The sequence below is a fragment of the Streptomyces sp. NPDC018693 genome (assembly GCF_044391385.1).
Lineage (GTDB): Bacteria > Actinomycetota > Actinomycetes > Streptomycetales > Streptomycetaceae > Streptomyces.
Map to the genome: position 1 here is coordinate 427,552 of NZ_JBIRZZ010000005.1, position 24,389 is coordinate 451,940.

General features: G+C 73.8%; 21 protein-coding genes. 12 read left to right on the top strand and 9 right to left on the bottom strand.

The window, feature by feature from the left end:
• Window positions 1–19 precede the first annotated feature (19 nt).
• Both cysK and epsC read right to left on the bottom strand, forming a co-directional pair.
• The gene (gene cysK / locus ACH5AC_RS16970; protein WP_398862604.1) at window positions 20–952 is read right to left on the bottom strand and encodes a cysteine synthase A; all 933 of its coding nucleotides are present in this window, start codon (window positions 950–952) and stop codon (window positions 20–22) included.
• The gene (gene epsC, locus ACH5AC_RS16975) at window positions 949–1,590 is read right to left on the bottom strand and encodes a serine O-acetyltransferase EpsC (protein WP_398862605.1); all 642 of its coding nucleotides are present in this window, start codon (window positions 1,588–1,590) and stop codon (window positions 949–951) included. The genes cysK and epsC overlap by 4 nt, the downstream gene beginning before the upstream one ends.
• A 469-nt stretch (window positions 1,591–2,059) precedes the next feature.
• On the opposite strand from epsC, the gene ACH5AC_RS16980 reads away from it, so the two are divergent.
• From ACH5AC_RS16980 to ACH5AC_RS16995, 4 genes are all read left to right on the top strand, one after another.
• Window positions 2,060–2,869, top strand: coding sequence for a DUF2249 domain-containing protein (locus ACH5AC_RS16980; protein ID WP_398862606.1), 810 nt, complete (start codon window positions 2,060–2,062; stop codon window positions 2,867–2,869).
• 49 nt (window positions 2,870–2,918) lie between these two features.
• A complete protein-coding gene (locus ACH5AC_RS16985) occupies window positions 2,919–3,413 on the top strand; it encodes a hypothetical protein (RefSeq protein WP_398862607.1) in 495 nt (164 codons plus the stop codon).
• Window positions 3,410–4,630 (top strand): TIGR04053 family radical SAM/SPASM domain-containing protein, encoded by a 1,221-nt coding sequence (locus ACH5AC_RS16990; protein ID WP_398862608.1) that lies wholly within the window; start codon window positions 3,410–3,412, stop codon window positions 4,628–4,630. Before ACH5AC_RS16985 ends, ACH5AC_RS16990 begins: the two co-directional genes overlap by 4 nt.
• Before the next feature lie 80 nt (window positions 4,631–4,710).
• Window positions 4,711–7,341 carry a multicopper oxidase domain-containing protein gene (locus ACH5AC_RS16995; RefSeq protein WP_398862609.1) on the top strand — a complete coding sequence of 877 codons (2,631 nt, stop codon included), beginning with the start codon at window positions 4,711–4,713 and terminating at the stop codon, window positions 7,339–7,341.
• Between the two features lie 25 nt (window positions 7,342–7,366).
• Here the strand turns inward: ACH5AC_RS16995 and ACH5AC_RS17000 are convergent, their stop codons facing one another.
• A complete protein-coding gene (locus tag ACH5AC_RS17000) occupies window positions 7,367–8,344 on the bottom strand; it encodes a phosphotransferase enzyme family protein (RefSeq protein ID WP_398862610.1) in 978 nt (325 codons plus the stop codon).
• Window positions 8,345–8,431: 87 nt separating this feature from the next.
• Between ACH5AC_RS17000 and argG the strand changes: the two genes are divergently transcribed.
• The 3 genes from argG (at window position 8,432) to ACH5AC_RS17015 (ending at window position 11,994) form a co-directional block, all read left to right on the top strand.
• On the top strand, window positions 8,432–9,886 hold the full coding sequence (argG, locus tag ACH5AC_RS17005) for an argininosuccinate synthase (protein WP_398862611.1): 1,455 nt from the start codon (window positions 8,432–8,434) through the stop codon (window positions 9,884–9,886).
• A 378-nt stretch (window positions 9,887–10,264) separates the two neighbouring features.
• On the top strand, window positions 10,265–11,506 hold the full coding sequence (locus ACH5AC_RS17010; protein ID WP_398862612.1) for a nitrate/nitrite transporter: 1,242 nt from the start codon (window positions 10,265–10,267) through the stop codon (window positions 11,504–11,506).
• Between the two features lie 14 nt (window positions 11,507–11,520).
• Window positions 11,521–11,994 carry a hemerythrin domain-containing protein gene (locus ACH5AC_RS17015; RefSeq protein WP_398862613.1) on the top strand — a complete coding sequence of 158 codons (474 nt, stop codon included), beginning with the start codon at window positions 11,521–11,523 and terminating at the stop codon, window positions 11,992–11,994.
• Window positions 11,995–12,176: 182 nt separating this feature from the next.
• Here ACH5AC_RS17015 and ACH5AC_RS17020 read toward each other — a convergent pair whose 3' ends face one another.
• Window positions 12,177–12,362: a hypothetical protein gene (locus tag ACH5AC_RS17020; protein WP_398862614.1), complete on the bottom strand. Its 186-nt coding sequence runs from the start codon at window positions 12,360–12,362 to the stop codon at window positions 12,177–12,179.
• A 173-nt stretch (window positions 12,363–12,535) separates the two neighbouring features.
• Between ACH5AC_RS17020 and ACH5AC_RS17025 the strand changes: the two genes are divergently transcribed.
• The 5 genes from ACH5AC_RS17025 (at window position 12,536) to ACH5AC_RS17045 (ending at window position 18,529) form a co-directional block, all read left to right on the top strand.
• On the top strand, window positions 12,536–14,002 hold the full coding sequence (locus ACH5AC_RS17025) for a Y4yA family PLP-dependent enzyme (protein WP_398862615.1): 1,467 nt from the start codon (window positions 12,536–12,538) through the stop codon (window positions 14,000–14,002).
• Entirely contained in the window at window positions 13,999–15,318 is a 1,320-nt protein-coding gene (locus ACH5AC_RS17030) for a pyridoxal-phosphate dependent enzyme (protein WP_398862616.1), read from the top strand. Before ACH5AC_RS17025 ends, ACH5AC_RS17030 begins: the two co-directional genes overlap by 4 nt.
• A gap of 6 nt (window positions 15,319–15,324) precedes the next feature.
• Window positions 15,325–16,527: an aminotransferase class V-fold PLP-dependent enzyme gene (locus tag ACH5AC_RS17035; protein WP_398862618.1), complete on the top strand. Its 1,203-nt coding sequence runs from the start codon at window positions 15,325–15,327 to the stop codon at window positions 16,525–16,527.
• 89 nt (window positions 16,528–16,616) lie between these two features.
• A complete protein-coding gene (locus tag ACH5AC_RS17040; RefSeq protein WP_398862619.1) occupies window positions 16,617–17,381 on the top strand; it encodes a class I SAM-dependent methyltransferase in 765 nt (254 codons plus the stop codon).
• A gap of 200 nt (window positions 17,382–17,581) precedes the next feature.
• Entirely contained in the window at window positions 17,582–18,529 is a 948-nt protein-coding gene (locus ACH5AC_RS17045) for a DMT family transporter (RefSeq protein ID WP_398862620.1), read from the top strand.
• A 219-nt stretch (window positions 18,530–18,748) separates the two neighbouring features.
• On the opposite strand, the gene ACH5AC_RS17050 is transcribed toward ACH5AC_RS17045, so the two are convergent.
• From ACH5AC_RS17050 to ACH5AC_RS17070, 5 genes are read right to left on the bottom strand one after another with little or no spacing between them, the layout of a single operon-like run.
• A complete protein-coding gene (locus ACH5AC_RS17050; protein ID WP_398862621.1) occupies window positions 18,749–20,176 on the bottom strand; it encodes an NADH-quinone oxidoreductase subunit N in 1,428 nt (475 codons plus the stop codon).
• Entirely contained in the window at window positions 20,173–21,678 is a 1,506-nt protein-coding gene (locus ACH5AC_RS17055; RefSeq protein ID WP_398862622.1) for a NuoM family protein, read from the bottom strand. Before ACH5AC_RS17055 ends, ACH5AC_RS17050 begins: the two co-directional genes overlap by 4 nt.
• 6 nt (window positions 21,679–21,684) lie before the next feature.
• Window positions 21,685–23,526: an NADH-quinone oxidoreductase subunit L gene (locus ACH5AC_RS17060; RefSeq protein ID WP_398862623.1), complete on the bottom strand. Its 1,842-nt coding sequence runs from the start codon at window positions 23,524–23,526 to the stop codon at window positions 21,685–21,687.
• The gene (locus ACH5AC_RS17065) at window positions 23,523–23,828 is read right to left on the bottom strand and encodes an NADH-quinone oxidoreductase subunit NuoK (protein WP_398862624.1); all 306 of its coding nucleotides are present in this window, start codon (window positions 23,826–23,828) and stop codon (window positions 23,523–23,525) included. The genes ACH5AC_RS17060 and ACH5AC_RS17065 overlap by 4 nt, the downstream gene beginning before the upstream one ends.
• Window positions 23,825–24,385 (bottom strand): NADH-quinone oxidoreductase subunit J, encoded by a 561-nt coding sequence (locus ACH5AC_RS17070; RefSeq protein ID WP_398862626.1) that lies wholly within the window; start codon window positions 24,383–24,385, stop codon window positions 23,825–23,827. The genes ACH5AC_RS17065 and ACH5AC_RS17070 overlap by 4 nt, the downstream gene beginning before the upstream one ends.
• Window positions 24,386–24,389 lie beyond the last annotated feature (4 nt).

Consider the following 24,389-nt stretch of genomic DNA (forward strand, 5'->3'; position numbering starts at 1 on the left):
CCGTTTCCAAGACCGGCGCCTACCCGAACAGATCCGTGCTGAGGTACCGCTCCCCGGTGTCCGGCAGCACCACGACGACCAGCGCGCCCTGGTGCCGCGGATGCCGGGCGAGCGTGCGGGCGGCGTGCAGCGCGGCCCCGCCCGAGACCCCGACGAGGATGCCCTCGCTGCGGGCCAGCCGGCGGGCCTCCGCCTGCGCCTGGGCCAGCGACGTCCGGTGGACGGCGTCGTACGCCGAGACGTCCAGGACGGCCGGGACGAAGCCCGCGCCGATGCCCTGGATACGGTGCGGGCCGGGGGAGCCGCCGGACAGGACCGCCGACTCCGCCGGCTCCACGGCCACCACGGTGACCTCCGGCTTCTTCTCCTTCAGCACCTGGCCGACACCCGTGACGGTGCCGCCGGTGCCGACCCCGGCCACCAGGACGTCGATCGTGCCGGCCGTGTCCTGCCAGATCTCCTGGGCGGTGGTGCGGCGATGGGCGTCGGGGTTGGCCGGGTTGCCGAACTGCTGCGGCATGAACCAGCCGTGACGCTCCGCCAGCTCCGTGGCCCGCGCCACCGCTCCGGACATGCCCTCGGCGGCCGGAGTCAGCACCAGCTCCGCGCCGTACGCGCCCAGCAGGGCCCGGCGCTCCACGCTCATGCTCTCGGGCATGGTGAAGGTGACGTCATAGCCCTTGGCGGCGGCCACCATCGCCAGCCCGATGCCGGTGTTGCCGCTGGTCGGCTCCACGATCCGGCGGCCCGGGCGGAGCTCCCCGGTGCTCTCGGCGTCCTCGATCATGGCGAGGGCGATCCGGTCCTTGACGCTGCCGCCGGGATTGGCGGACTCCAGCTTGGCGACCAGACGCACCGGCAGGTCCCCGCCGTAGCGGCGCAGGGCCACCAGCGGAGTGCGGCCGATCAGCGCCGTGACGGACGGGTGGATCGAGGGCTGGGGTGCTCTCACGGGAGTACTTCCTTCGGTTCTTCGACAGATGCCGGGGCTTCGACAAGCGCCGGGGCTTCAACCGGTGCCGGTTCCACGGCCGGTGCCGGTTCCACGACCGGCGCCGGGGCGCCGCCGCGTGGGCGGGTGACCACCTCCGGCGGCGCGGCACGGACGCTGGAGTGGGCGGGGACGTCGCGCAGCACGAGCGCGTGCGCGCCGACCACCGAGTCGTGACCGACGCTCACCGGGCCCAGGACACTGGCCCCGACACCGAGCACGACCCGGTCGCCGACGACCGGATGGCGCCGGGAGCCCGGGGTGTCCGCCCACCACCCCGTGCCGCCCAGGGTGACCCGGTGGTACAGCATCACGTCGTCGCCCAGGACAGCGGTCTCACCGATCACCACCCCCATGCCGTGGTCGATGAAGCAGCGCCGCCCGATGACCGCGCCGGGATGGATCTCGATGCCGGTGAGTCCACGCGACAGCTGGGAGATCAGCCGCGGCAGCAGCGGCACGCCCAGCCGGTGCACCCGGTGGGCGACCCGGTGCGCCCAGATCGCCCACAGCCCCGGATAGAGCAGGACCTCGACGACATGCGGACCGTGCAGCGCCGGGTCCTTGCGGCAGGCCGTCCGGAGATCTTCGAGGAGCATGGGGCGTCTTTCTCCGGAGATGTCTCCGGCGATTTCTCCGGGAATGCCTCCGAGGATTTCTCCGGCGCGCGCCGGTCTCGGCTGTCCCGGTCGTCCGGGTGGGGTTGGGGGCCGTGGTCCATGGGGCGGGACGCTAGACCGGCCGGGAGCGGTGGCGCCTGGGCCGTACGTCCCCGTTCCGGCGGCCATCGGGCCCTGCGGGACGCCATGATCCGGGGCCCCAGGAGCGGTGCGGTCAGGACCGTACGGCCCAGGCGCCGACGCCCGCGGCCCGGTGATGCTGGCCCCTGACCGGCGGGGAGCGACACGGACAGCCGCAGCCCGCTGTCCGGCCGTCTCCTCCCGCATCGACGGCCGCAGTGGGCACGGTGTGCTCCCCGCCCGGTCGGCGCCCGGCCCCGGCGGCCGGGGCACCCGCACCGCGCCGGTCCTCACGACCGGCCCCGAACGAACCGCTGGAGACACCCCCTTGAGTGCTCTCACGCTCGCCTCGGCCGCGCAGGACGCCACCGCCCTCGCCGACGCCGAGGCCCACCACGCCCGCCTGGCGGGGGAGCTGGCCGGGCGCGTCGCCCTGCTGCTCACCGCGGCCGACCGCGACCCGCGCGCCGCCGAGTCCCTCAGGGCCGGCCTCGTGGCCTTCTGCGACCGCGAACTCCTGCCGCACACCGCCCTGGAGGAGTCGGTCCTCTACCCGGCCGCGCACCGCATCCCCGCCGCCCGGCTGCTGGTCGAGGGCCTGATCGGGGAGCACCGCTGCCTGACCGCCCTCACCGACGCCCTGCGCTCCGCGTCCGGCCCGGCCGCCGCGGCGGCCGACGCACGGGCCCTGCAAGTGCTCTACGAGGAACACGCGGCCAAGGAGAACGGCCTGCTGCTGTCCCTCCTCGCCATGACCCCCGACATCTCCCTGGCCGCCCTGCTCACCGAGCTGGACGACCGGCTCACCGCCACCGCCCCCGAGAACGACGAAGAGGAAGCGAACATGACGAACCAGGAATCCGAGCGAACCGGCTGCGGCGGAGCATGCGGCTGCGGCGGCGCCGACGACACGGCCGTACCCGAGCTGGACGTACGTGAGGTGCCCCACGCCCTGCGCCACGCCACCGTGTTCGGCGCCCTGGAGGCCGTACCGACGGGCAGCGCGATGGTGCTCGTCGCCCCGCACGACCCGCTGCCGCTGCTCGCCCAGATCGAGGACCGCAGCCCCGGCGCGTTCGCGGTCGAGTACCTGCAGCGCGGCCCCGAGACCTGGCGGCTGCGGCTCAGCCACCGCTGACCGGGACCCGCCCCCCAGCCCACCGGCTCACACCGAAGGAAGACACGTCATGAATGGTGCGCCCCGCCGGAGCGCCGCCCTGCTCGCCACCGTGGGCGCCGTCCTGATGGCCGCCGGGCCCGTCATGGTCGTCCGCGGCCGCGGCGGCCGCAAGGAGATCCACGGCGAACTCGCCGCGCAGCGGATCACCTTCCCGCGCAGCGGACTGCCCGCCCAGCTCGCCCAGCACGCCGGGTGCCCCGTGGAGACCGGCCCGCAGGCCCACGCCTACGCCGAGCTGATCAAGGATCACCTGGTCCACGCCACGGGCGGCCGTACGTACGCCGAGATCACCGAGGAACTCCAGGCGAGCGGCGGCGACGACGAGAAGCTGGCCAAGCTGCGCCAGACCGCCTTCATGGGCGAGACCCTGCGCGGCTCCTTGCTCTCCGCCTACCAGGCGTGGCATCTCACCACCCTGGTCACCGGCCTCGGCGCGCTGCTGACCGGAGTGGGCGCGGCCCTGGTGGTCACCGCCGACGCGCTGGGAGCGGATCCGCGGTGAACGCCGTGCGGGTGGTGCGCCGTCAGCACCAGGACGTGGCGGACCGGCCGTTCATCGTGATCTGGGAGTCCACCCGGGCCTGCCCGCTGGCCTGTCTGCACTGCCGCGCCGAGGCCGTCCCGGGCCGCGACCCGCGCGAACTCGACACCGCCGCCGCCAAGGACCTGCTGCACCAGGTGGCCGCCTTCGGACACCCCGCACCCCTCTTCGTCATCACCGGCGGCGACCCCTTCCAGCGGCCCGACCTGGAGGAACTCATCTCCTACGGCGAGCAGGCGGGCGTCCGCGTCGCCGTCTCGCCCTCGGGCACCCCGACCCTCACCCCCGAGCGGCTGCGGGCCGTGCACGGGGCGGGCGCGGTCGGGCTGTCGCTGAGCCTGGACGGCTCCACCGCCGACCTGCACGACGGCTTCCGCGGCGTCCCCGGCGTCTACCGCTGGACCCTGGACGCCTGGGACACCGCCCGCGCCCTCGGCATGAAGGTCCAGATCAACACCACCGTCACCCGGCACAACCTGCACGACCTGCCGGACGTCGTCCGGCTCGTCCGCGACCACGGGGCGATGCTCTGGAGCGCCTTCTTCCTGGTGCCCACCGGGCGCGGCCGGCAGCTCGGACTGCTCACCCCGGGCGAGACGGAGGACGTCCTGAACTTCGTCCACGACATCGGCATGACGGTGCCCGCCAAGACCACCGAGGCACACCACTTCCGCCGCGTCGCCCTCCAGCGCAGGGTCCTGGCGGACGCGGGCGAGGACCACACCGCGGTGCTGGGTCTCGGGCCGCTGTACCGGGAACTGACCGCGCGCGCCGCCGACCTCGGCCTCCACGAGGGCGGGCGGCGGGCCCGGCGCCCACCCCTGGACGTCAACGCGGGGCGCGGCTTCGTCTTCGTCTCGCACACCGGCACCGTGCACCCCAGCGGCTTCCTGCCGCTGGGCGCGGGCACCGTGCGCCGGACCCCGCTGCCGGAGATCTACCGCACGTCGGAGCTGTTCACCGGACTGCGCGACGCCGACCGGCTGGGCGGCCGGTGCGGGCGGTGCGAGTTCCGCCGCGTCTGCGGCGGCTCCCGGTCCCGGGCGTACGGCGTCACCGGCGACCCCTACGCCGAGGAGCCCTGGTGCGGATACCGGCCCGGCTCCTTCCCCTTCCAGCGGGAGCTGGCCGCCCTCCTGGGCGACGCGCCGCCCGCGCGGGCCGTGTCCCATCCGTGAGAACCGCCGGTCAAGTCCGTGGGCACTGCCGGTCACGTCCGTGAGAACCGCCGGTCGAGGCGGCGAGGAGCAGCAATCACATGACCAGTCGGCACGAGGACCCCGCCCGCACCGGCGGCCGGGGCCCCGACCTTTCGCTGACCCCCGTCGGCCCGGGCGCCGCAAGGCAGCCCGGCCCGTCCCGGGCCCATCTGAAGGGCCGTCATCTGCGCGCCCACGCGCTGGTGGTGATGTGGCTGGCGCTCGCCCTGCTGGCGGCCACCGCGCAGCACACCCTGCCGGTGGCCCGCTGGCTGGCCGTCCACCTCTTCCTGCTCGGCGCCGCCACCACCGCCATTGTGGTCTGGAGCGAGCACTTCGCGATCGCCCTGCTGCACGCCCGGCGCCCCGACGCACGCTGGAGCGACGCCCGGCTGGCCGGCGTCAACCTCGCCGTCGCGGGCGTCCTGACCGGCGTGTGGGCGGACCTGCCGGTGCTGACCGGCCTCGCCTGCGCGCTGCTGGTCACCGCGGTCGCCGCGCACCTGGTGGTGCTGATGCGGCTGACCGAGGGAGCACTGGGCGGGCGGCTCGCCCCGGTGGTCGGCTTCTACCGGGCCGCCGCCGCGGCGCTGATCGCCGGCGCGGTCCTGGGCTGGCTGCTCGCCACCGGCCGCTACCCGGCCGACGGCCACGCGGGACTGCGCCTGGCGCACATCCATGTCACCCTGCTCGGCTGGATCGGCTGGCCGGTCCTCGGCACGCTGTTCATGCTGTGGCCCACCGTCCTCGGCGTCCGCATGGCCGAGCGCACCGCTCGGACGGCCCGCCGGGTGCTGGTGCTGACCGGCGCCGGCCTCCCGCTGGCGGTCGTCTCGCTCGCGGCCGGATGGCGCTGGCCCGCGGTGGCCGGGGCCGCCGGGTACGCGGCCGGAGCGGCCCTGGCCGTGGAGCTGTTCGCCCGTACGGTGCGCGGCCGGCGTCCGGTCTCGGCGGCGGCCGTGTGGATGCTGGGCGCGGCCACCGCATGGCTGGGCGTCGGCGTGGCGGCGGACGTGGGCGTCCTCGCGGCACGCCCCCTCGACGAGGCCACCGAGGGCATCGGAAGCCTGGTGCCGCTGCTGCTCGTCGGGTTCGTGGCGCAGGTGCTGATCGGCGCCCTGACCTATCTGCTGCCGGTCGTGCTCGCGAGCGGCCCCGAGGAACGGGCAGCGCTGCGGGCGGTGCTGGAGCGGGGCTGGGCGGTCCGGGTGGTCGCGCTCAACGCGGGCGTCGCCCTGACGGCCCTGCCCCTGCCGGATCCCGCGGGCACCGCCGGGGCGGTGCTGTCCGGGGCGGCCGGGGCCGCGTTCCTCGCCCTCACCGTCACCGTCCTCGCCCGCGGCGTCCGCCCCGACACCGACGGAGCCCCGTCCCGGCGGCCCGTCCTGCTGGGCACGGCCGCCGCGGCGGTGCTCACCGCCCTCGCCCTGCTGGTCGCGGGCAGCGGCGGCGACACGGGCCGTTCACCCGTCGCCGCCGGTACCGGCGGGGCGGCCGCCCGCACCGTCGACGTCACCCTGACCGACATGCGGGTCCGCCCCGCCCGGATCGAGGTCGCCGAGGGCACGGCCCTGCGGCTGAAGGTCACCAACGAGGACGCCCAGCGCCACGACCTCAAGGTCGAGGACGGCCCCGCGACCGCCCTGCTCGCTCGCGGCGACAGCCAGACGCTCGACCTCGGACCGATCAGCGAGGACCGGGAGGCATGGTGCACCCTGCCCGGGCACCGCGCCGCCGGGATGACGCTCGACATCGTCGTGCAGGGCCACGCGGACGGGCACACCGGCCACACCACCGCCACCGCCCCGGACAGCGGCGGACCGGACCTCGCGGCCGACTTCTCCACCGGCTGGCGACCGCGCGCCGCCGACCTCGCTCCCGCCCCTGGCGGCACCGTGCACAAGGCCGAACTGCACGCGGCCCACACCGAGATCGAGGTCGCCCCGGGCGTACGGCAGCAGATGTGGACCTTCGGCGGCACCGCGCCCGGCCCCACCCTGCGCGGCAAGGTCGGCGACGTCTTCGAGATCACCCTCGTCAACGACGACCACGGCATGGGCCACGGCATCGACTTCCACGCGGGCGCGCTCGCCCCCGACCGCCCGATGCGCACCATCCAGTCCGGCGAGCGCCTCGTCTACCGCTTCCGCGCCGAGCGGGCGGGCGCCTGGCTGTACCACTGCAGCACCGCGCCGATGCTCCAGCACATGGGCAACGGCATGTACGGCGCCGTGATCATCGACCCGCCCGGACTGCCCGAGGTCGACCACGAGTACGTCCTGGTCTCCTCCGAGCTCTACCTCGGCACGCCCGGCAGCGCCGCCCAGGTGGCCAAGATGCGCCAGGGCACCCCGGACGCCTGGGCGTTCAACGGCATCGCCGCCCAGTACGCCAAGCGGCCCCTGTCGGTGAAGGCGGGGGAGCGGGCCCGGTTCTGGGTGGTGGCCGCCGGACCGACCGACGGAGTCGCGTTCCACATCGTCGGCACCGTCTTCGACACCGTCTACAAGGAGGGCGCCCTCCTCCTGACGCCCGACCAACCCGGCGGCGCCCAGGTCCTCGACCTGGCCCCGGCCCAGGGCGGCTACATCGAGACCACCTTCCCCGAGCCCGGCCACTACTCCTTCGTCGATCACGACATGCGCCACGCCGAGACCGGCGCCCACGGCACCGTGCGGGTGACGAAGTAGGGGACTTCGCGCGAGCCCGCCGTCATCACATGTCCTCGAGCGCCGCCGTCAGCCGTGCGACGGCCGTCAGGTCGGGCAGGGTGCGCAAGGTGTCGACGACCTGATCGCCGGCGAAGGCGCGCTTCTCGGCGCTCACGGTCGGATCGACGGCGCACTCGGCCTGGACCCGGACGTAGTTGAGGTCGGTGGCGAAGAGCATCGAGAAGGACTGCGGCCCCCGGACCACGGCCCGGCCACCGGCGTTCCGGTACGCCAGGACCAGCCGCCGCGCGGAGTCGACGTCGACGTCGTTGCCGCCCGACCACACGTACACGGCGCGGGCGAACTCCCGCTCCGCGGACGTGGGCCCGGCGTTGTCCCAGTCGAGCAGGACGGGCCCGGCCGGGCCCACGAGGACGTTCTGCGGCTGGAGGTCGAGATGCGAGGTCACCCGGTCACCGGAACCGGACGGCGTCACCCACCGGGCCAGTTCGGCGGCGGTGGTCGCGACGAACCGGCCCAGGGCGTCCGCCCACGGCAGGCCGGCCTGCCGGACCTTCGTGTGCAGGTCCTTCCAGTCCGGCTCCCCGGGGCACTTCTCGTACCAGTCGTGCGGCGTCCCGGTCGCCCCCGCGCCCGCCGTGTGCAGGAGCGCCATGGTCCGGCCGAACCAGTCCAGGACGTCCGGGTCGGACGCGTCGGCCCGGGCGCCGTCGATCCATTCGTACAGCTTCACGGAGGACCTGCCGCCGGAGGTGGTCAGGTGGGAGACGTACCCACCGTCCCGGTTGGGGAGCAGGCGCGGTGACGCGATCCCCAGGTCCTGCGCGGTCTGCCGCAGCGCGGCCTCCCGGCGGATCTGCTCCTCGTCGCATCCGAAGAGGAGTTCCTTGACCGCCCACGAGGTGCCGTTCCCGGTCAACTTCCAGATCCGGCCGAGCGCGCCCCGGGTGACGGGGGCCACCGTCCACGGCCCGGCGCCGAGCCCGTACGTCTCGGCCATCAAGTCGGCTGATGTGTGCATGGGGACACCCTCCCGGACACCGGCCCCGGCCGACGACCGAAAAAAGCCCACGTTGCATGACCATGCGACGTCATGCATAATTTCTCTATGTCCAAGGTCCTCACCTCCCTCCCCGTCGGCGAGCGCGTCGGCATTGCCTTCTCCGGCGGCCTCGACACCTCGGTCGCCGTCGCCTGGATGCGCGACAAGGGCGCCGTCCCGTGCACGTACACCGCCGACATCGGCCAGTACGACGAGCCCGACATCGCCTCCGTGCCCGGCCGCGCCAAGACCTACGGCGCCGAGATCGCGCGCCTGGTCGACTGCCGCGCGGCGCTCGTCGAGGAGGGCCTGGCCGCGCTCACCTGCGGTGCGTTCCACATCCGCTCGGGCGGGCGGGCCTACTTCAACACCACCCCGCTCGGCCGCGCCGTCACCGGCACGCTGCTGGTGCGCGCGATGCTCGAGGACGACGTCCAGATCTGGGGCGACGGCTCGACGTACAAGGGCAACGACATCGAGCGGTTCTACCGCTACGGCCTGCTCGCCAACCCGAACCTGCGGATCTACAAGCCCTGGCTGGACGCGAAGTTCGTGACCGAGCTCGGCGGCCGCAAGGAGATGTCGGAGTGGCTGGTCGCCCACGGCCTGCCCTACCGGGACTCCACGGAGAAGGCGTACTCCACCGACGCCAACATCTGGGGCGCCACCCACGAGGCCAAGACCCTCGAGCACCTGGACACCGGCATCGAGATCGTCGAGCCGATCATGGGCGTGCGGTTCTGGGACCCGTCCGTCGAGATCGCCGCCGAGGACGTGACGATCGGCTTCGAGCAGGGCCGCCCGGTGACGATCAACGGCAAGGAGTTCGCCTCCCCCGTCGACCTGGTGATGGAGGCCAACGCCATCGGCGGCCGCCACGGCCTCGGCATGTCGGACCAGATCGAGAACCGCATCATCGAGGCCAAGAGCCGCGGCATCTACGAGGCCCCCGGCATGGCTCTGCTGCACGCCGCGTACGAGCGCCTGGTCAACGCGATCCACAACGAGGACACCCTCGCCCAGTACCACAACGAGGGCCGGCGCCTCGGCCGCCTGATGTACGAGGGCCGCTGGCTGGACCCGCAGGCGCTGATGATCCGCGAGTCGCTGCAGCGCTGGGTCGGCGCGGCCGTCACCGGCGAGGTGACGCTGCGGCTGCGGCGCGGTGAGGACTACTCGATCCTCGACACCACCGGCCCGGCGTTCAGCTACCACCCGGACAAGCTGTCCATGGAGCGCATCGAGGACTCGGCGTTCGGCCCGGTGGACCGGATCGGCCAGCTCACCATGCGCAACCTCGACATCGCCGACTCGCGGGCCAAGCTGGAGCAGTACGCGGGCCTCGGCCTGATCGGCACCGGCAGCCCCACCGTCGGAGCCTCCCAGGCCGCCGCGACCGGGCTCATCGGGACCATGCCGGAGCTGGCGGAGGGCGGCGCCGAGGCCATCGCCTCCCGCGGCGAGGTCTCCGAGGAGGACGCGCTGCTGGACCGCGCCGCGATGGAGTCCGGCACGGACTGAGACCGGCACGGACTGAGACCGGCAGACACACCAGGGCAGCGGGCCCCGGCGGATCCCCTTCCGCCGGGGCCGCTGTCGTACGGCCGGAGGGGACTGCCGTACGGCCGGAGGGGACCGTCGCACGGCGAGCGGACCGTCGGTACGACCGGCGCGGACCGGAGAAGCGGCCCGCGCCGAAAGGGGACCACCCGCCCCCACAAAGGCCCCCACGACCGGGGACCGCCGGACCGGTCGCGGGGGACCGATGGCCCCACCTCACCAGCGCCGTACGCGGCGGATAGTGGCTGCGGGTCACTGGCGCACACCACGCTCAGCGGGCCCGCGGCCCCGACTCGTCCCTCGGGGCCGCCCTCCCTTCGTACGAAAGGAACGGGCGGCATGCTCCAGCCGTCGAGCAACCTCAGCGAGGACCCGTCGACCGAGGCGCCCCGCACGGGCCGGGCGTGGCTGATGCTGGCGCTGGCCACGCTCGGCTTCGCCGTCAACTTCTGGGCGTGGGCGTTGCTCAGCCCGCTCGGTCCCCGGTTCAAGGACACCCTCGACCTGACCTCGTTCCAGCAGTCACTGCTGGTCGCGGTGCCGGTCGTGGTCGGCTCCCTGGGCCGCATACCCGTCGGCGCGCTCACCGACCGGTTCGGCGGGCGGGTGATGTTCCCCCTGGTCTCCGCCGCCACCATCCTGCCCGTGCTCTACCTGGGCCTGGCCGGACACGACTCGCTGGCCGCGCTCCTGGTGGGCGGCTTCTTCCTCGGCATCGGCGGCACCGCGTTCGCCGTCGGCGTCCCCTTCGTCAGCGCCTGGTTCCCACCCGCCCGGCGCGGCCTGGCCATCGGCGTCTTCGGCGTCGGCATGGGCGGCACCGCGATCAGCGCCCTCACCACGGTGAAGCTGGTCGACGCGAACGGCATGGCCAACCCGTTCCTGATCACCGCGGGCGTGCTGGCCGCCTATGCCGTCGTGGCCGCCGCCGTCCTGCGGGACGCGCCCGGCCGCACCGTGCCCACCGAGCCCCTGACCAACCGGCTGGCCGCCACCCTCAAGCTCGGGATCACCTGGCAGGCGTCCGCGCTCTACGCCGTCGCCTTCGGCGGCTACGTCGCCTTCTCCGTCTACCTGCCCACCTACCTCAAGACCGGCTACGGCCTGACCCAGGCCGACGCCGCCAACCGCATGGCCGGCTTCGTGCTCCTCGCGGTCGCCATGCGCCCGGTCGGCGGCTGGCTGTCGGACCGCGTCGGCCCCGTCAAGGTGCTCGTCGGCTCCATGACCGTGGTGCTCGCCGGCGCCTTCGCGCAGTCCTTCACCCCGCCCCTGGCGCCGCTCGGCACGATCGCCTTCCTCACCATGGCCGCCGCCCTCGGCGCGGGCAGCGGCGCCGTCTTCGCCCTGGTGGCCCTGCTGGCCCCGGCGAACATGGTGGGCTCGGTCACCGGCGTCGTCGGCGCCGCGGGCGGGCTGGGCGGCTTCGTACCGCCGCTGCTGATGGGCTCGCTGTACGGCGCGTACGGCTCGTACGCCATCGGCCTGGTCCTGCTCGCACTGGTCGCCGGCGCCGCGCTGACGTTCACCCAGACCGGGGTGCGCCGCGAGGTCACCCGGCGCCTCGCACAGCAGCACTGAGGGCGGAGGGCGCCATGTGTGAGTACTGCGGTTGCCAGGCACTGGAGAGCATCGGCCGGCTGACCCAGGAGCACGAACGGGTCGTGACCCTCATCAGCCACGTCCGCGACGCCCGCCGGGCCGGCGCGGTGGCCCGGATGGCGGAGCTGGCCCGTGCGATCGCCGCCGTCCTGGCCCCGCACACCGAGGTGGAGGAGCACGGGCTGTTCCCCGCGCTCGCCGGGGAGTTCCCCGAGCAGATCGCCGCCCTGGAGGCCGAGCACCGCCGCATCGAGGCGGTGCTGGCCGAGGCCGACGGCCCGTTCCTGACCGATCCCGGCTGGCCGGACCGCCTGATCGACGCCCTCACCCTCCTGCGCGAACACATCCTCAAGGAGCAGGACGGCGTCTTCCCCGCCGCCCTGGCCCTGCTCACCCCGGAACAGTGGGAGACGGTCGACGCGATCCGCACCCGAACCGCCTCCCACCAGCCGGCGGCGTCCCCCTGACGGCCGCCGAATCCCCGCGGGGCCGGGCCCGACACGGGTCCCGGCCCCACCACGTGCCGTCAGCGCAGCCGACGGACCATGAAGAGCGCCTGCTCACCGGCCGACTCCAGCCAGACATGCCCCGCGTCTGTCTCCCGCCCGAAGCCGACGGCGTGCCCCATCAGGGTCCGCCAGACCCCCCCTTACCCCCCCTCGAAGGACGCAGTGACGAACCCGCACAGCTCGTCCCCGTCGACGGCGACCACCGTACGGCTCAGCCCCGGATCCTCGTCTTGCTCGTCCTCCTCGCGGAACGACTTGTGGACAGGTGGGTCCACAGGAGTCTCACGGATCCGGAACCCCTCGTCGGTCACCGTCACTTCGAACACGGCATCCGTCGTGAACGATCCGTCGAGCCGCGCAAGGGCCTCCCGCGATCAAGAAGGCCGGCCCGGGGCGGGTAAACCGCCGGATGGGTGGGAAGGGAGCTATACGGCAAAGCGCTGGAAGTGGTCTGCCGTGCCCGGGATGTCGGGCCCGATGTGCGGGGGAGGGGCCGGATATGGGCGGGCAGCCCCTGTATCTCGAACCACGGCTGGACGGGCCCCCACGCGCGTTCCTGACCTCCGAGACCCTGCCGCACACGCTCACCGACGCGCTCGGCTCCCCACTGAACGTGGTGTTTCCCGACCGCATCGCCGACAACCTGGCGCACTTCCGGTCGGTGTACGGCACTCATCACCTGTCCGGCCAGGTCTTCTACGCCCACAAGTCCAACCGCTCCAGCGCCCTGCTGCGCCGCCTGGCCGCCACCGACGCCGGCGTGGACGTCGCGTCGCTGGGTGAGTTGCAGCACGCCCTCGGCGCCGGGTTCACGCCCGACCGGATCACGGCCACCGGGCCGAAGAACCCGGAGTTCCTCTGGCTGGCCGCCCGTACGTCCGTCACCGTCGCCGTCGACAGCCGGGGCGAACTGGAGCAACTCGCCGGGCTGGTGGGCCGCCACAAGCTTCCCAGGGCCCGCGTCCTGCTGCGCCTGTCCGGATTCGAGACGCACGGCGTGCGCGTGCTGAGCCGGCACAGCCGTTTCGGCACACCGGTACGGGAGGCCCGGTCCCTGCTGGACGACGTCGAGCGCCACGGCGACGCCGTCGACCTGGCCGGCGTCGCCTACCACCTGGACACCACCAGCCTCGCCGAGAAGGCGACGGCACTCGAGGGCTGCCTGGGCGTGCTGGAGGAGTGCCGCAGCCGGGGACTGCGGCCCTCGGCCGTGGACATCGGCGGCGGATTCGGCCTCAACTACCTTGCGGACGGCGCCCAGTGGGAGCGCTACACCTCCGAACTCACCGCCGCCGTCCTGGGTACCCGCCCGCCCCTGACCCAGGGCGGTCACGGCTACGGACTGCGCAACGAGGCCGGCACCCTGCGCGGCTCGCTCGGCCTCTACCCCGCGCACCGGCCCGTCGCCGGCCCCCGCTACCTCGACGAACTCCTCGCCCACCCCGCCACGTCCTTCGGCGGCCGCCCCCTGGCCGCCCTGCTCCTCGACCACCTCTACGACCTGCACATCGAACCCGGCCGCGCCCTGCTGGACCAGTGCGGGGTCACCCTGGCGAAGGTCGTGGCGGCGGACGCCCGCGAGGACGGCGGGGAACTCCTCGTCCGGCTGGCCGCGACGAGCGAGGACGTGGCACTGGAGGAGCACGGGGTGCTCATGGACCCCGTCGTCCTCCCCCGGCACCCCGAGCGTGCCGACGGGGGACCGGTCGCGGCCCGCCTCGTCGGCGCCCTCTGCCTGGAGGGCGACCTCATCACCCGCCGGACGGTCTTCCTGCCGTGCCGCCCGGAGCCGGGTGACCTGCTGGCCTTCGCCAACACCGCCGGCTACTGCATGGACTTCCACGCCACCCACGCCCAGCGCCAGCCCGTCGCCCGCAAGGTCGCCGCCTGGCAGGACGACGGTGCGTGGCGCTGGTGCCTGGACGACCAGTACTGGCCGACCACCTCCGTGGGAGGAGCGAGTTGAGGTACGACAGCATCACCGAGGCCATCGGCAACACCCCGCTGGTCCGCATCGACCCGGCCGTGCACGGGCTGGAACACATCGACCTGTACGCCAAGCTGGAACTGCTCAACCCCTTCGGGTCGGTCAAGGACCGGGCCGCCTGGAGCATGGCCCGTCCCCACCTGGAGTCCGCCGCCGCGCAGGGCAGCCAGGTCGTCGAGCTGTCCAGCGGCAACACCGCGAAGGCCCTGGCGGTGCTCGCCGGTATGCACGGGCTCACCTTCAAGAGCGTCACCAACCGGATGCGCGTCCCGGAGATCAAGGACCTGCTGCTGTTGCTCGGCGCGGAGATCGAGGAACTCCCGGGCCAGAGCGAGTGCCTCGACCCGACGGCCACCGACGACCCACTGACCCTCTTCCACCGGACCCTGTCCGAGCCGGGCAGCGCCTACCTCCACACCGACCAGTACTTCAACCCGCGCAACACCGAGGCCCACCTCATCGGCACCGGCCCGGAGATCGTCAAGGACCTCGACGGCCGCGCCCCCGACTGGTTCATCGCCTGCGTCGGCACCGCCGGCTCCTCCACCGGCGTCGCCCGCGCCCTGCGCGAACACCACCCCGCCGTCCGGGTCCTCGGACTGGTCGCCGCCAAGTCCGACTTCATCCCCGGCATCCGCACCATCGACGAGGCCCACGAGGTCGGCCTGTTCGACCCCGGCACCTACGACACCATCGAGGCGGTGACCGCCGCCGACGCCATCGAGGGCATGCTCACCCTGAACCGGCGCTGCGGCATCCTCGCCGGCCCCACCGGCGGCGCCGCCTACTTCGGAGCGATACGCCGACTCCGCGCCGTGGACGCCGAGCTGACGGAGCGCCAGTCCGCCGTGTTCATCGTCTGCGACCGCGTCGAGAGCTACCTCAGCTACGTCCGCCGGCGCCGCCCCGACCTGTTCGGCCGCCCCCGCCGCCGCAACTCCCCGGCCGACCTCACGGACGCCGAGATCCGCACGGCACCCGCGATCGACGTCGCCGGCGCACGGGCCTGGATCGCCACCGGCACCCCCCTCGTCGTCGACCTGCGCAGCCCCTTCGCCTACGCCGCCCTGCACATCGACGGGTCGGTCAACATCGTCGACGAGATCTTCGAGGAACTCCTGCACGGCGGGCTGCCGTTCAGCCGCAACCGCCCGGTCCTGCTGGCCTGCCCGGTCGGCGAGAAGTCCGCCCGCTACGCCGCGCTGCTCACCCGCATGGGCCACCCCGACGTGCGCAGCCTGGCCGGCGGCATCATCGCCTGGCGGGACGCGGGCGCCCCCCTGGTACGGGACTGACGCGCCGTGACCGAGCCCGAGAGCCGCACGCTCGACGAGCTGGCACCATGGCAGCGCGAACTGCGGGCGCAGTTCCCCATCATCGCCGGACACCCGGATCTGGCTTACCTGGACAGCGCCGCCACCGCCCAGAAACCGCGGGCCGTCCTGGACGCCGTCCACGACTACCTCACCACCAGCAACGCCAACGCGGGGCGGGGCACCTACCCCTGGGCCAACCGCACCACGGCGCTGGTCGAGGAGACCCGCGACCGGGTCCGGCGGTTCCTGCGCGACCCGGCCCCGCAGCGCTCGGCCGTGCACTTCACCAGCGGCACCACCGAAGGGCTGCGCACCATCGCCCGGGACTGGCTCCCCGGGCTCCTCACCGACGGCGACGAGATCGTCGTACCCCACGCCGACCACCAGGCCAACATCGAGCCCTGGCTGGAGACCCAGCGCCAACTGGCCCGCCAGGGAGTGCGCGTCCACGTCGTGCCGATGCCCTACCAGCAGGCGTCCGGCGACTACGACCACCGCGCGCTCGCCGAACTCGCCGGGCCGCGCACGAGGTTCGTCGCGGTCACCCACGTCCACCACGTCTACGGCGCCGACATGAACATCCACCGCATCCGCCGGGCGGTCGGCCCGGACGCGGTGATCTGCCTGGACGCCGCCCAGAGCATCGGCCATCTGCCGGTCTCGGTGACCGAGCCGGACGTCGACTTCGTCGTCTTCTCCGGCCACAAGTCCCTGGCCCTGCCCGGCTCCGGAGCCGTCTGGGCCCGCCAGGAGCGCGGACCGGAGTTCACCCCCGGCGGCTGGTCGGGCACGCCGAACACCGTCGGCATCCTGTCCCTGGCCGCCGCCCTTCAGTGGCTGGAGGCCGCCGGCCCGGACCGCATCTCCCGCTGGACCGTCGCCCTGGCCGCCCGCCTCACCGACGGACTGCGCCGCCTCGACGCCTACGAGATCCTCGGCTGCCAGACCAGCCTGGCCGCCGACTCACCCGTCCAGCGGCGCCAGGGCATCGTCACCTTCCGCCACCGCGACATCGGCTCCGGCGACCTGGGATTCGTCCTCTACGACCACGGCTTCATGGTCCGCTCCGACCACCACTGCCAGGGCGGCGCGGGGGAGAAGGACGAGTCGGTCCGGGTGAGCCTGCACGTCTACAACACCGTGGGGGAGATCGACCGGCTGCTGACCGTCCTCGCCACCCTCGGATGACACTCACCCGAACCGCGTAATGGAAACCGTTTCCAGCTGTAGGCTGCTCGCAGCACGATGTAGGCGCGACGGCAAGGTGGCACGACCGCATGGGGCTCAGCCTGGCGACGGCCGAGAAGTGGGTGGAGCGTTGGGAACTTCAGCAGCGGCACTACGCCGTCGACCGTGAGGACCGCTTCACGGTGATCGCCGACGTCGTCGAGCACACCACCGCCGGCCGCCCCGGCCGGCCGCTCGTCGTCGACCTCGGCTGCGGCCCCGGTTCCCTCGCGGCCCGGCTCGCCCGCCGACTGCCCGAGGCGGACATCGTCGCCGTGGACTGCGACCCGCTGCTGCTCGAACTGGCCCGCACCCACCACCCCGACGCGGCCCGCTACGTCGACACGGTCATCGGCCAGGACGGCTGGACCCACGCCCTCGGCCTCGACCGCCCGCTGGACGCCGCCGTGTCCACGACCGCCCTGCACTACCTCGGCCCGCGGACCCTGCTGCGCACCTACGAGCAGCTCGCCGGGCTGCTGCGGCCCGGCGGCGTCCTCGTCAACGGCGACCACCTCCCACCCGCCGACCCCGCCCTCGCCGCGATGACGCAGGCCGTCGGCCACCGCCGGGCCGAACGCCGGCGGGCCTACGCCCACGAGGACTGGAGCTCCTGGTGGGCGGCCGCCGCCGCCGACCCCGAACTCGCCGACCTGCTCACCGAACGCCGCGCACGGCAGTCCGCCCTCGCCACCGACGGCGACGTCCGCCTGCCCCTGTCCACCCATGTCCACCTGCTGCGCCGGGCCGGCTTCCGCCACGCCGGGGCGGTCTGGCAGTACGGCGACAGCTGCGTGGTGGTCGGGGTCCGGTGACCGGAACGGGCTCCGGTACGATCGCCGCATGAACACCTACTGGCACGTCGTTCTGCCGCCGCTCAGCGCCTGACGGGCGCGCACACCGACGGCTCGATTCCCGGCCCCGCCGACCCGCACGGGCGGTCAGGGGTTCCGTTGTCGTACGTGCCCGCCTCGGACCCGGTCCCTGACGCATGCGACGACGGAAGAACACGACTGTGCCGAACCGCACTTCCCGCCCGACCCCCGCTGCCCCGCGCCCCTCCCACGCCCGCTCCCTCGGCGGCCCCGCGCCCATCCTCGCCTCGGCCGTGCTGTGGGGCACCACCGGAACCGCCGCCCTGCAGGCACCGGCCGACGCACCGGCGGCGGCCATCGGCTGCGCCGGCCTCGCCCTCGGCGGCCTCCTGCTTTTCCTCACCTCCCGAGGGGCACACGCACTGCCCGCCGCCGGCACCGCCCGTGAGCGGTGGCTCCTCGTCCTGGGCGCACTGGCCGTCGCCGGGTACCCGATCACCTTCTACCCGGCCGTGGCCCGCACCGGTGTGGCCGTGGCCACCGTGATCGCGCTGGGCAGCGCGCCCGTCTTCGCCGGACTGCTGTCCTGGATCACCGGGCAGGCCCGGCCCACGGCCCGCTGGACCGGCGCCACCACGGCCGCCGTGCTGGGCTGCGCCCTCCTGGTCCTCGGTCCCGAACTCGCCGGGCGCGGCACACCGACGGACCTGAGGGGCGTCGCCCTCGCCGGGTGCGCCGGACTGTCGTACGCCCTCTACTCGCTCATCGGCGGCCGGCTCATCACCCGCGGCCACCCCTCCGACGCGGTGATGGGCGTGCTGTTCGGCGGGGCCGGGCTGCTGGTGCTGCCGATCGTCCTCCTCACCGACACCCACTGGCTCGGCACACTGCGGGGCACGGCTGTGGCGGTGTACCTCGCCGTGTTCACCGTCTACCTGGCGTACCGGCTCTTCGGGCACGGCCTGCGCTGTACCCCGGCCTCGGTGGCCACGACGCTGACCCTGGCGGAGCCCGCCGTGGCGGCGGTCCTCGGCGTCACCGTCGTCGGCGAACGCCTGCCGACCGCCTCCTGGTGCGGACTGGGCATCCTCGCCACGGGCCTGATCCTGCTGACCGCGCCCGCCGGAGCGGGTCGTCGGGGGCGTTAGACCCCGCAAGTTCCGCAGCGCCCGCGCCGCCGCGTCGGCCTCGCCGGCATCCGCTGTCTCGCCGTCCGGCACGGCACGGTCGACGTCGCTGTCGTCGGCGCCCCGGCCGATCCGGTCGCGGTTCTCCTCGACGGCCGCGAGGGACTCGTCGGCCGGCGCCGGACCCTACGCGGCCTCCGCCGGCCTCGTGGATCGAACCTGCGCACCCCCTCCGGCCGCTCACCGCAGCAGCAGCGGGCCGCGCGCGACCGCGAGTACGGCCCCGCCCGCCAGGCCCAGCAGCAGCGACAGCGCGGCCGCCGTGTACGCGGTGGCCGCGCACCAGCGGCCGGCCGGGGCCTGTGCGGGGAGGGCATGGGCTGAGGGGGAGGGGCGGAACACCGGGGCGAGCCAGCGCAGGTAGTAGAAGAGGGAGGCCACGGTGTTGGCCACCGCCAGGACGGCCAGCCAGGTCTGGCCGCCGTCGACGGCCGCGCCGAACACCTGGAGCTTGCCGAGGAAGACACCGGTGGGCGGGGTGCCGACCAGGCCGAGCAGGCACACCACCAGCACGGCGGCCAGTCCGGGACGATCCCGGGCCAGACCCCGGTAGTCCCGCAGGGTGCGGGCCCGCGGCAGCTCGGCGACCACGGCGAAGGCACCGAGGTTGGTGGCGGCGTAGGCGGCCAGATAGAGCAGCAGGGCCTGCTGGGCCAGGTCCGTGCGGGTCGCGACGGCCAGCGGCATCAGCAGATAGCCGACCTGACTGATCGTCGAGTACGCCAGCAGACGCTTGACGGAGGTCTGGAAGAACGCGGCCAGATTGCCCAGCGTCATCGAGGCCGCCGCCAGCACCGCCAGCAGCAGCGGCCAGTTCACGTCGACCGCCGGCAGCGCCTGACGGAGCAGACGGTAGGCGGCGATGAACCCGCCGATCTTCGGCAGGGTGGTGACGTACGCGGCGACGGGGGCGGTGGCGCCGTCGGTGACGTCCGGCACCCAGAAGTGCGCCGGCACCCCGCCGACCTTGAACAGCAGCCCGGCCAGCACCCCGACCAGGCCGACCGCGACCAGCCCGTAGGCGGCCTGCGGCAACGCCGTCTGCAAGCGGGCGTACGCGGTGGCCCGGCCCGCCCCGTACAGCAGGGTGATCCCGGCGAGCATGGTCACGCCCAGCAGCGCGCCCAGCAGGTAGTACTTCAGGGCGGCCTCGGTGCCGCGCGCGTCCTTGGCGTAACCGGCCAGCGCGTAGGCGGGAAGGCTCGCCAGCAGATAGCCCGCGAACAGCATCAGCAGGTCGTTGGCGCCGACCAGGGCGAGCGTCCCGGCGCCGGTCAGCAGCAGCAGGACGTAGTACTCCGCCTCACGCCGGTGCCCGCCGAACGTCTCCACGGACAGCGCGACGACCAGCAGCAGCGCGCCCAGTACGATCAGCCGTCCCAGCCCGGTGGCGGTGTCGACGGCGAACGTGCCCGAGAAGACGGTCCGTTCGCCCTCGCCGACCAGGGGGACGGCGGCCGCCACCAGGCCCACGACACAGGCCACCGCCGCCAGCACGGCGACCACCCACTGGCGGCGGCGCGGCAGCCAGGACCCGGCGAGCAGACCGACCACCGCAGCCGCGGCGAGCGCGGTCTCGGGCAGCAGCGCGGCGAGGTCGTCCCTCACCGCGCCACCAGCCCCACCAGCGTGCGCCCGGCCGGCTCGACGACGTCCAGCAGCGGACGCGGCACGACACCGATGACCAGGGCGAGGACCAGCAGCGGCCCGACGGACAGGGCCTCACGGGCGGCCAGGTCGGGAAACCCCCCGGTGCGGACCTCGCCGGGCAGGCGCACCGGGCCGAGGAACATCTGCCGCAGCGCCCGCAGGAACAGCGCGGCGGTGAGGAGGATGCCGGTCACCGCGACCGCGGTCGCCACCGCCTGGGAGCCGAGCGATCCGGTGAAGATCTGGAACTCGGCGATGAACCCGGAGAACCCCGGGATGCCCAGACTGGCGAACGCGGCGACACCGGTGGCGGCGGCGAAACGCGGGGTGGGCCCGGCCAGACCCGAGTAGGCGTCGATGCGATAGGTCCCGGCCCGGTCGTACAGAACACCGGACAGCAGGAACAGGGCGCCGGTGAGCAGACCGTGACTGACCATCTGGACCACCGCGCCGATCACGGCCAGCGACCGGGCCTGCTCGTCCGTACCCGCGAGCACCCCGGCCGCGCCGACCGCGAGAACGACGTACCCCATGTGGTTGACGGACGTGTACGCGACCATCCGCTTGAAGTCCGTCTGCGCCAGCGCGACCAGCGCGCCGTACACCACGGACACCACCCCGACGACGACGAACACCAGCGCGTAGCGACGCCAGGCCCCGGGCAGCAGCGGCATCGCGATGCGCACGAAACCGTACGTGCCCATCTTCAGCAGCACCCCCGCCAGGATCGCCGATCCCGCCGCCGGTGCGTCGGTGTGGGCCGGCGGCAGCCACGTGTGGAAGGGCACGGTCGGCGTCTTGACGGCCAGGCCGACACCGAGCGCGAGCAGCACCAGCGCCGCATACGTGCCCCGGCCGGCCAGGGGATCGGCGCGGGTGAGCTCGACCAGGTCGAAGGTGTGCGGGTCGGCGGCGAGATACAGGCCGATGAAGCCCAGCAGCAGGGCGAGGGAGCCGACGAAGGTGTAGAGGAAGAACTTCAGCGCCGCCGCCCGGGCCCGCTCACCATGACCCCAGCCGGCGATCACGAAGAACATCCCGACGATCGCCAGGTCGAAGAAGACGAAGAACAGGATGAGGTCCAGGGCGACGAAGAGCCCCGTGCAGACGGTCTGCAGGAACAGGAACAGACAGACGTACGCCCGCACCCGGCGCGTCTCCCGCAGGGAGTACACGGCGGCCGCCAGGAACAGCACACAGGTCAGCGCCACCAGGGGCAGCGACAGGCCGTCCACGCCGACGTGATAGCCGACCCCGGCGCCCGGGATCCAGCGCGCCCGCTGCTCGTACTGCAGGCCGCCGCCCGGATCGAAGCCCACCCACAGCGCGACCACCAGCGCCAGGTCGAGCGCGGCGGCGGCGATCCACGTCCACACGAAGACCCGGCCGGACCGGCCCCCGGGCACCCCCAGCAGCACGGCGCACACCAGCAGCGGCCAGAACGTGACGGCGGTCAGCATCGACGGTCACCTCACCAACAGCACGATCAGGGTCAGCACCGCGAAGCCGACCGCGGCCTGGGCGTAGTACTGGTGCAGCAGCCCGGTCTGCGGGCGCCGCGCCCACCCACCGAGCCGCCGGGCACCGCGGGCGACGGCCCGCACGGCCGCGTCGACACCACCGTCGTCCACGCGGCCCGCCGTCCGCGCCACGGCGAGGCCGCCCCGGCCGACGGCACGCACCGCGCCGTCCACCACCCGGTCGTCGAAGTCGGCCAGCGCCCGCGCCGCGGACAGCACGGGCCGCGCCACGAGACGCCGGGCCACCGCTTCGAGGCGCAGCCAGTCGGCCGCCCAGTCCCGCACACGACCGGACACCCGGACCGGCCGCCGCCAGGTGAGTCCCGCTGCGGCGAGTACGACGGCCGCGGACAGGGCCAACTCCCAGGCGTGCGGGCTGGGTTCACCCTCAGCGCCGAGGAGGCCGCGCAGCCACTGGGCGGGCCCCGGCAGGGCGAGCACGCCGAGGACGGCAGCGGCGCCGGCCAGGACGACCGGCGGCGCGACCATGACCACGGGGATGTGCGGGTGCGGGAGGTCCTCGGCGGCGCGAAGGGGGCGCAGCACCTCGTGCAGGGCCCTGACGCTGTAGACGGCCGCCACGGCCGCCGCGGCCAGCCCCACCGCGTACAGTGCCGGATCCCGCTCCAAGGCGGCGGCGAGGACCTCGTCCTTCGTCGCCCACAGCGACAGCGGCGGCAGCCCGGCCAGCGTCAGCGCGCCGAGGGTGAACGCGGCACCGGCCGGCGGGAGGCGCCGGGCGGCACCGCGCAGCGCCGGCAACAGCTGGCTGCCCAGCGCGGTCAGCCAGATTCCGGCGGCCAGGAACAGGCCCGACTTCACGGCGGCGTGCGCGACGAGCTGCGCGGTCCCGCCGGCCACCCCGCCCGCGCCGGCCGCGAGCACCATGAAGCCGATCTGCGCGGCGGTGGAGGCGGCCAGCAACTGCTTGAGATCCACCTGGGCCACGGCCACCGACCCCAGCGCCAGCGCGGTCACCGCCCCGGCCCAGGCGACCAGCGGCCCGGCCCAGCCCGTCGCGGTCAGCAGCGGCTGCATCCGCAGCAGCAGATACGCTCCCGCCGCCACCATGGCGGCCGAGTGCAGCAGCGCCGACACCGGGCTCGGGCCCTGCATGGCCCGTGACAGCCAGAAGGAGAACGGCAGTTGGGCGGACTTGCCCAGCGCGGCCGCGATCACCCCGCCGCTGATCAGGTGCAGCCACGGCGAGGAGGCCGCGCCCAGCGCGTCCAGGCTGAGCGTGCCGACCCCGCCGGCGACAGCCGCGCCCGCCGCCAGGTACAGGCCCAGATCCGCGGTGCGGGTGGTCAGGAAGGCGACGTCCGCCGCCTCCGCCCGCGCCCGCTCACGCCACCGGAAGCCGATCAGCGCCCAACTGGTGGCGCCCATCGCCTCCCAGGCCATCAGCAGCAGCGGCAGCGTCGTCGCGGTGACGGTGACCAGCATCGCGCCGGCGAACAGGAGCATCAGCCCGAAGAACCGGCCCCGGTCGTCAGCTGTCCGGAACTCCCCGACGGAGTAGCCGAGTACGGCGCAGGTCACCGCCGCGACGGTCACCACCATGACCGCCGACAGCCCGTCCACCCGTGCCCCGGCGTCGACACCGGTGAACAGCGGCACCGACAGGGCCGGGCGGGTCACCGCCGCGGCGACCGCCAGGCCCAGCGTGACGACGGCGGTCGCGACGCCGAGCACCGGAGCCGACCGGTCGGCGGTCCGGCCCGCCAGGGCGAGCGCCGTGCCGGCGGCCAGGGGCAGGACGAGCAGCGCCCACAGGATCGCGCTCATCCCCTGAGGTCCTCGGCCATGTCGGTCATGTCGACCTGCCGGGCCCGGAAGATCGCGGTGGTCACGGCGAAACCCATCGCCATCTCCACCGCCATCGCCACCACCGCGGCCACCACCAGGACCTGCCCGCTCGCGGCGGCCGGGGCCACGAAGTGCCAGAGCGCTGCACCGGCGACGATCACCCCGCCGATCATCAGCTCGATCCCCATCATGATCATCACGATGGACTGCTGGGACAGCGCCCCGTACAGACCGACGCAGAACAGCCCGGTGGCGAGCAGCAGGAACAGTTCCAGCATCACCGACCCATCCCTCCCCGTGCCGGATCATCGGGGGCGCGCCGGTCGAGGTCGTCACCGAACCGGTCGTAGCGGCCCCGAGAGGTGGCCAGCGCAACGGTCGCCACCATGGTGGCCAGCAGCACGAACCCCAGTGTGATCATGGTGAGCATCTGCTCGCCCATCAGTGCCTCACCCAACTGGAAAGTGGTGTCCCGCGGCGGCCGGCCGGACCGCTCGGGCCAGGGCACCAGGAACACCGCGACGGCCAGCGCGGCGAACAGCCCGCCCGCGACGGCCGCCGAACCCCGCTGGTTGTGGACCATCGACATGGGCATCAGACCGGCCGGATCCATCATGTAAGCGATCATGAAGACGGCCATGATGACCATCTCCATCACCATCATCAGGACGATCACCACACCCAGATAGGGCAGGCCCAGAACCACCACCTCGCCGCCCACGCACACCAGCGACGCGAGCAGCGCGAAGGTGGCCCGGGCCATCGAGCGGAACCGGAACACCAGCCACCCGCACACCAGGGCCGCGACCCCTAGGACCACCGACAGCACCGCCGACACGCCC

Bases quoted from the DNA above. Each gene is read 5' to 3' on its own strand.
- epsC (WP_398862605.1), bottom strand. From the start codon at position 1,590: ATGCTCCTCGAAGATCTCCGGACGGCCTGCCGCAAGGACCCGGCGCTG.
- ACH5AC_RS16985 (WP_398862607.1), top strand. From the start codon at position 2,919: ATGAATGGTGCGCCCCGCCGGAGCGCCGCCCTGCTCGCCACCGTGGGC.
- ACH5AC_RS16995 (WP_398862609.1), top strand. From the start codon at position 4,711: ATGACCAGTCGGCACGAGGACCCCGCCCGCACCGGCGGCCGGGGCCCC.
- ACH5AC_RS17000 (WP_398862610.1), bottom strand. From the start codon at position 8,344: ATGCACACATCAGCCGACTTGATGGCCGAGACGTACGGGCTCGGCGCC.
- argG (WP_398862611.1), top strand. From the start codon at position 8,432: ATGTCCAAGGTCCTCACCTCCCTCCCCGTCGGCGAGCGCGTCGGCATT.
- ACH5AC_RS17010 (WP_398862612.1), top strand. From the start codon at position 10,265: ATGCTCCAGCCGTCGAGCAACCTCAGCGAGGACCCGTCGACCGAGGCG.
- ACH5AC_RS17015 (WP_398862613.1), top strand. From the start codon at position 11,521: ATGTGTGAGTACTGCGGTTGCCAGGCACTGGAGAGCATCGGCCGGCTG.
- ACH5AC_RS17025 (WP_398862615.1), top strand. From the start codon at position 12,536: ATGGGCGGGCAGCCCCTGTATCTCGAACCACGGCTGGACGGGCCCCCA.
- ACH5AC_RS17040 (WP_398862619.1), top strand. From the start codon at position 16,617: ATGGGGCTCAGCCTGGCGACGGCCGAGAAGTGGGTGGAGCGTTGGGAA.
- ACH5AC_RS17055 (WP_398862622.1), bottom strand. From the start codon at position 21,678: ATGCTGACCGCCGTCACGTTCTGGCCGCTGCTGGTGTGCGCCGTGCTG.
- ACH5AC_RS17060 (WP_398862623.1), bottom strand. From the start codon at position 23,526: ATGAGCGCGATCCTGTGGGCGCTGCTCGTCCTGCCCCTGGCCGCCGGC.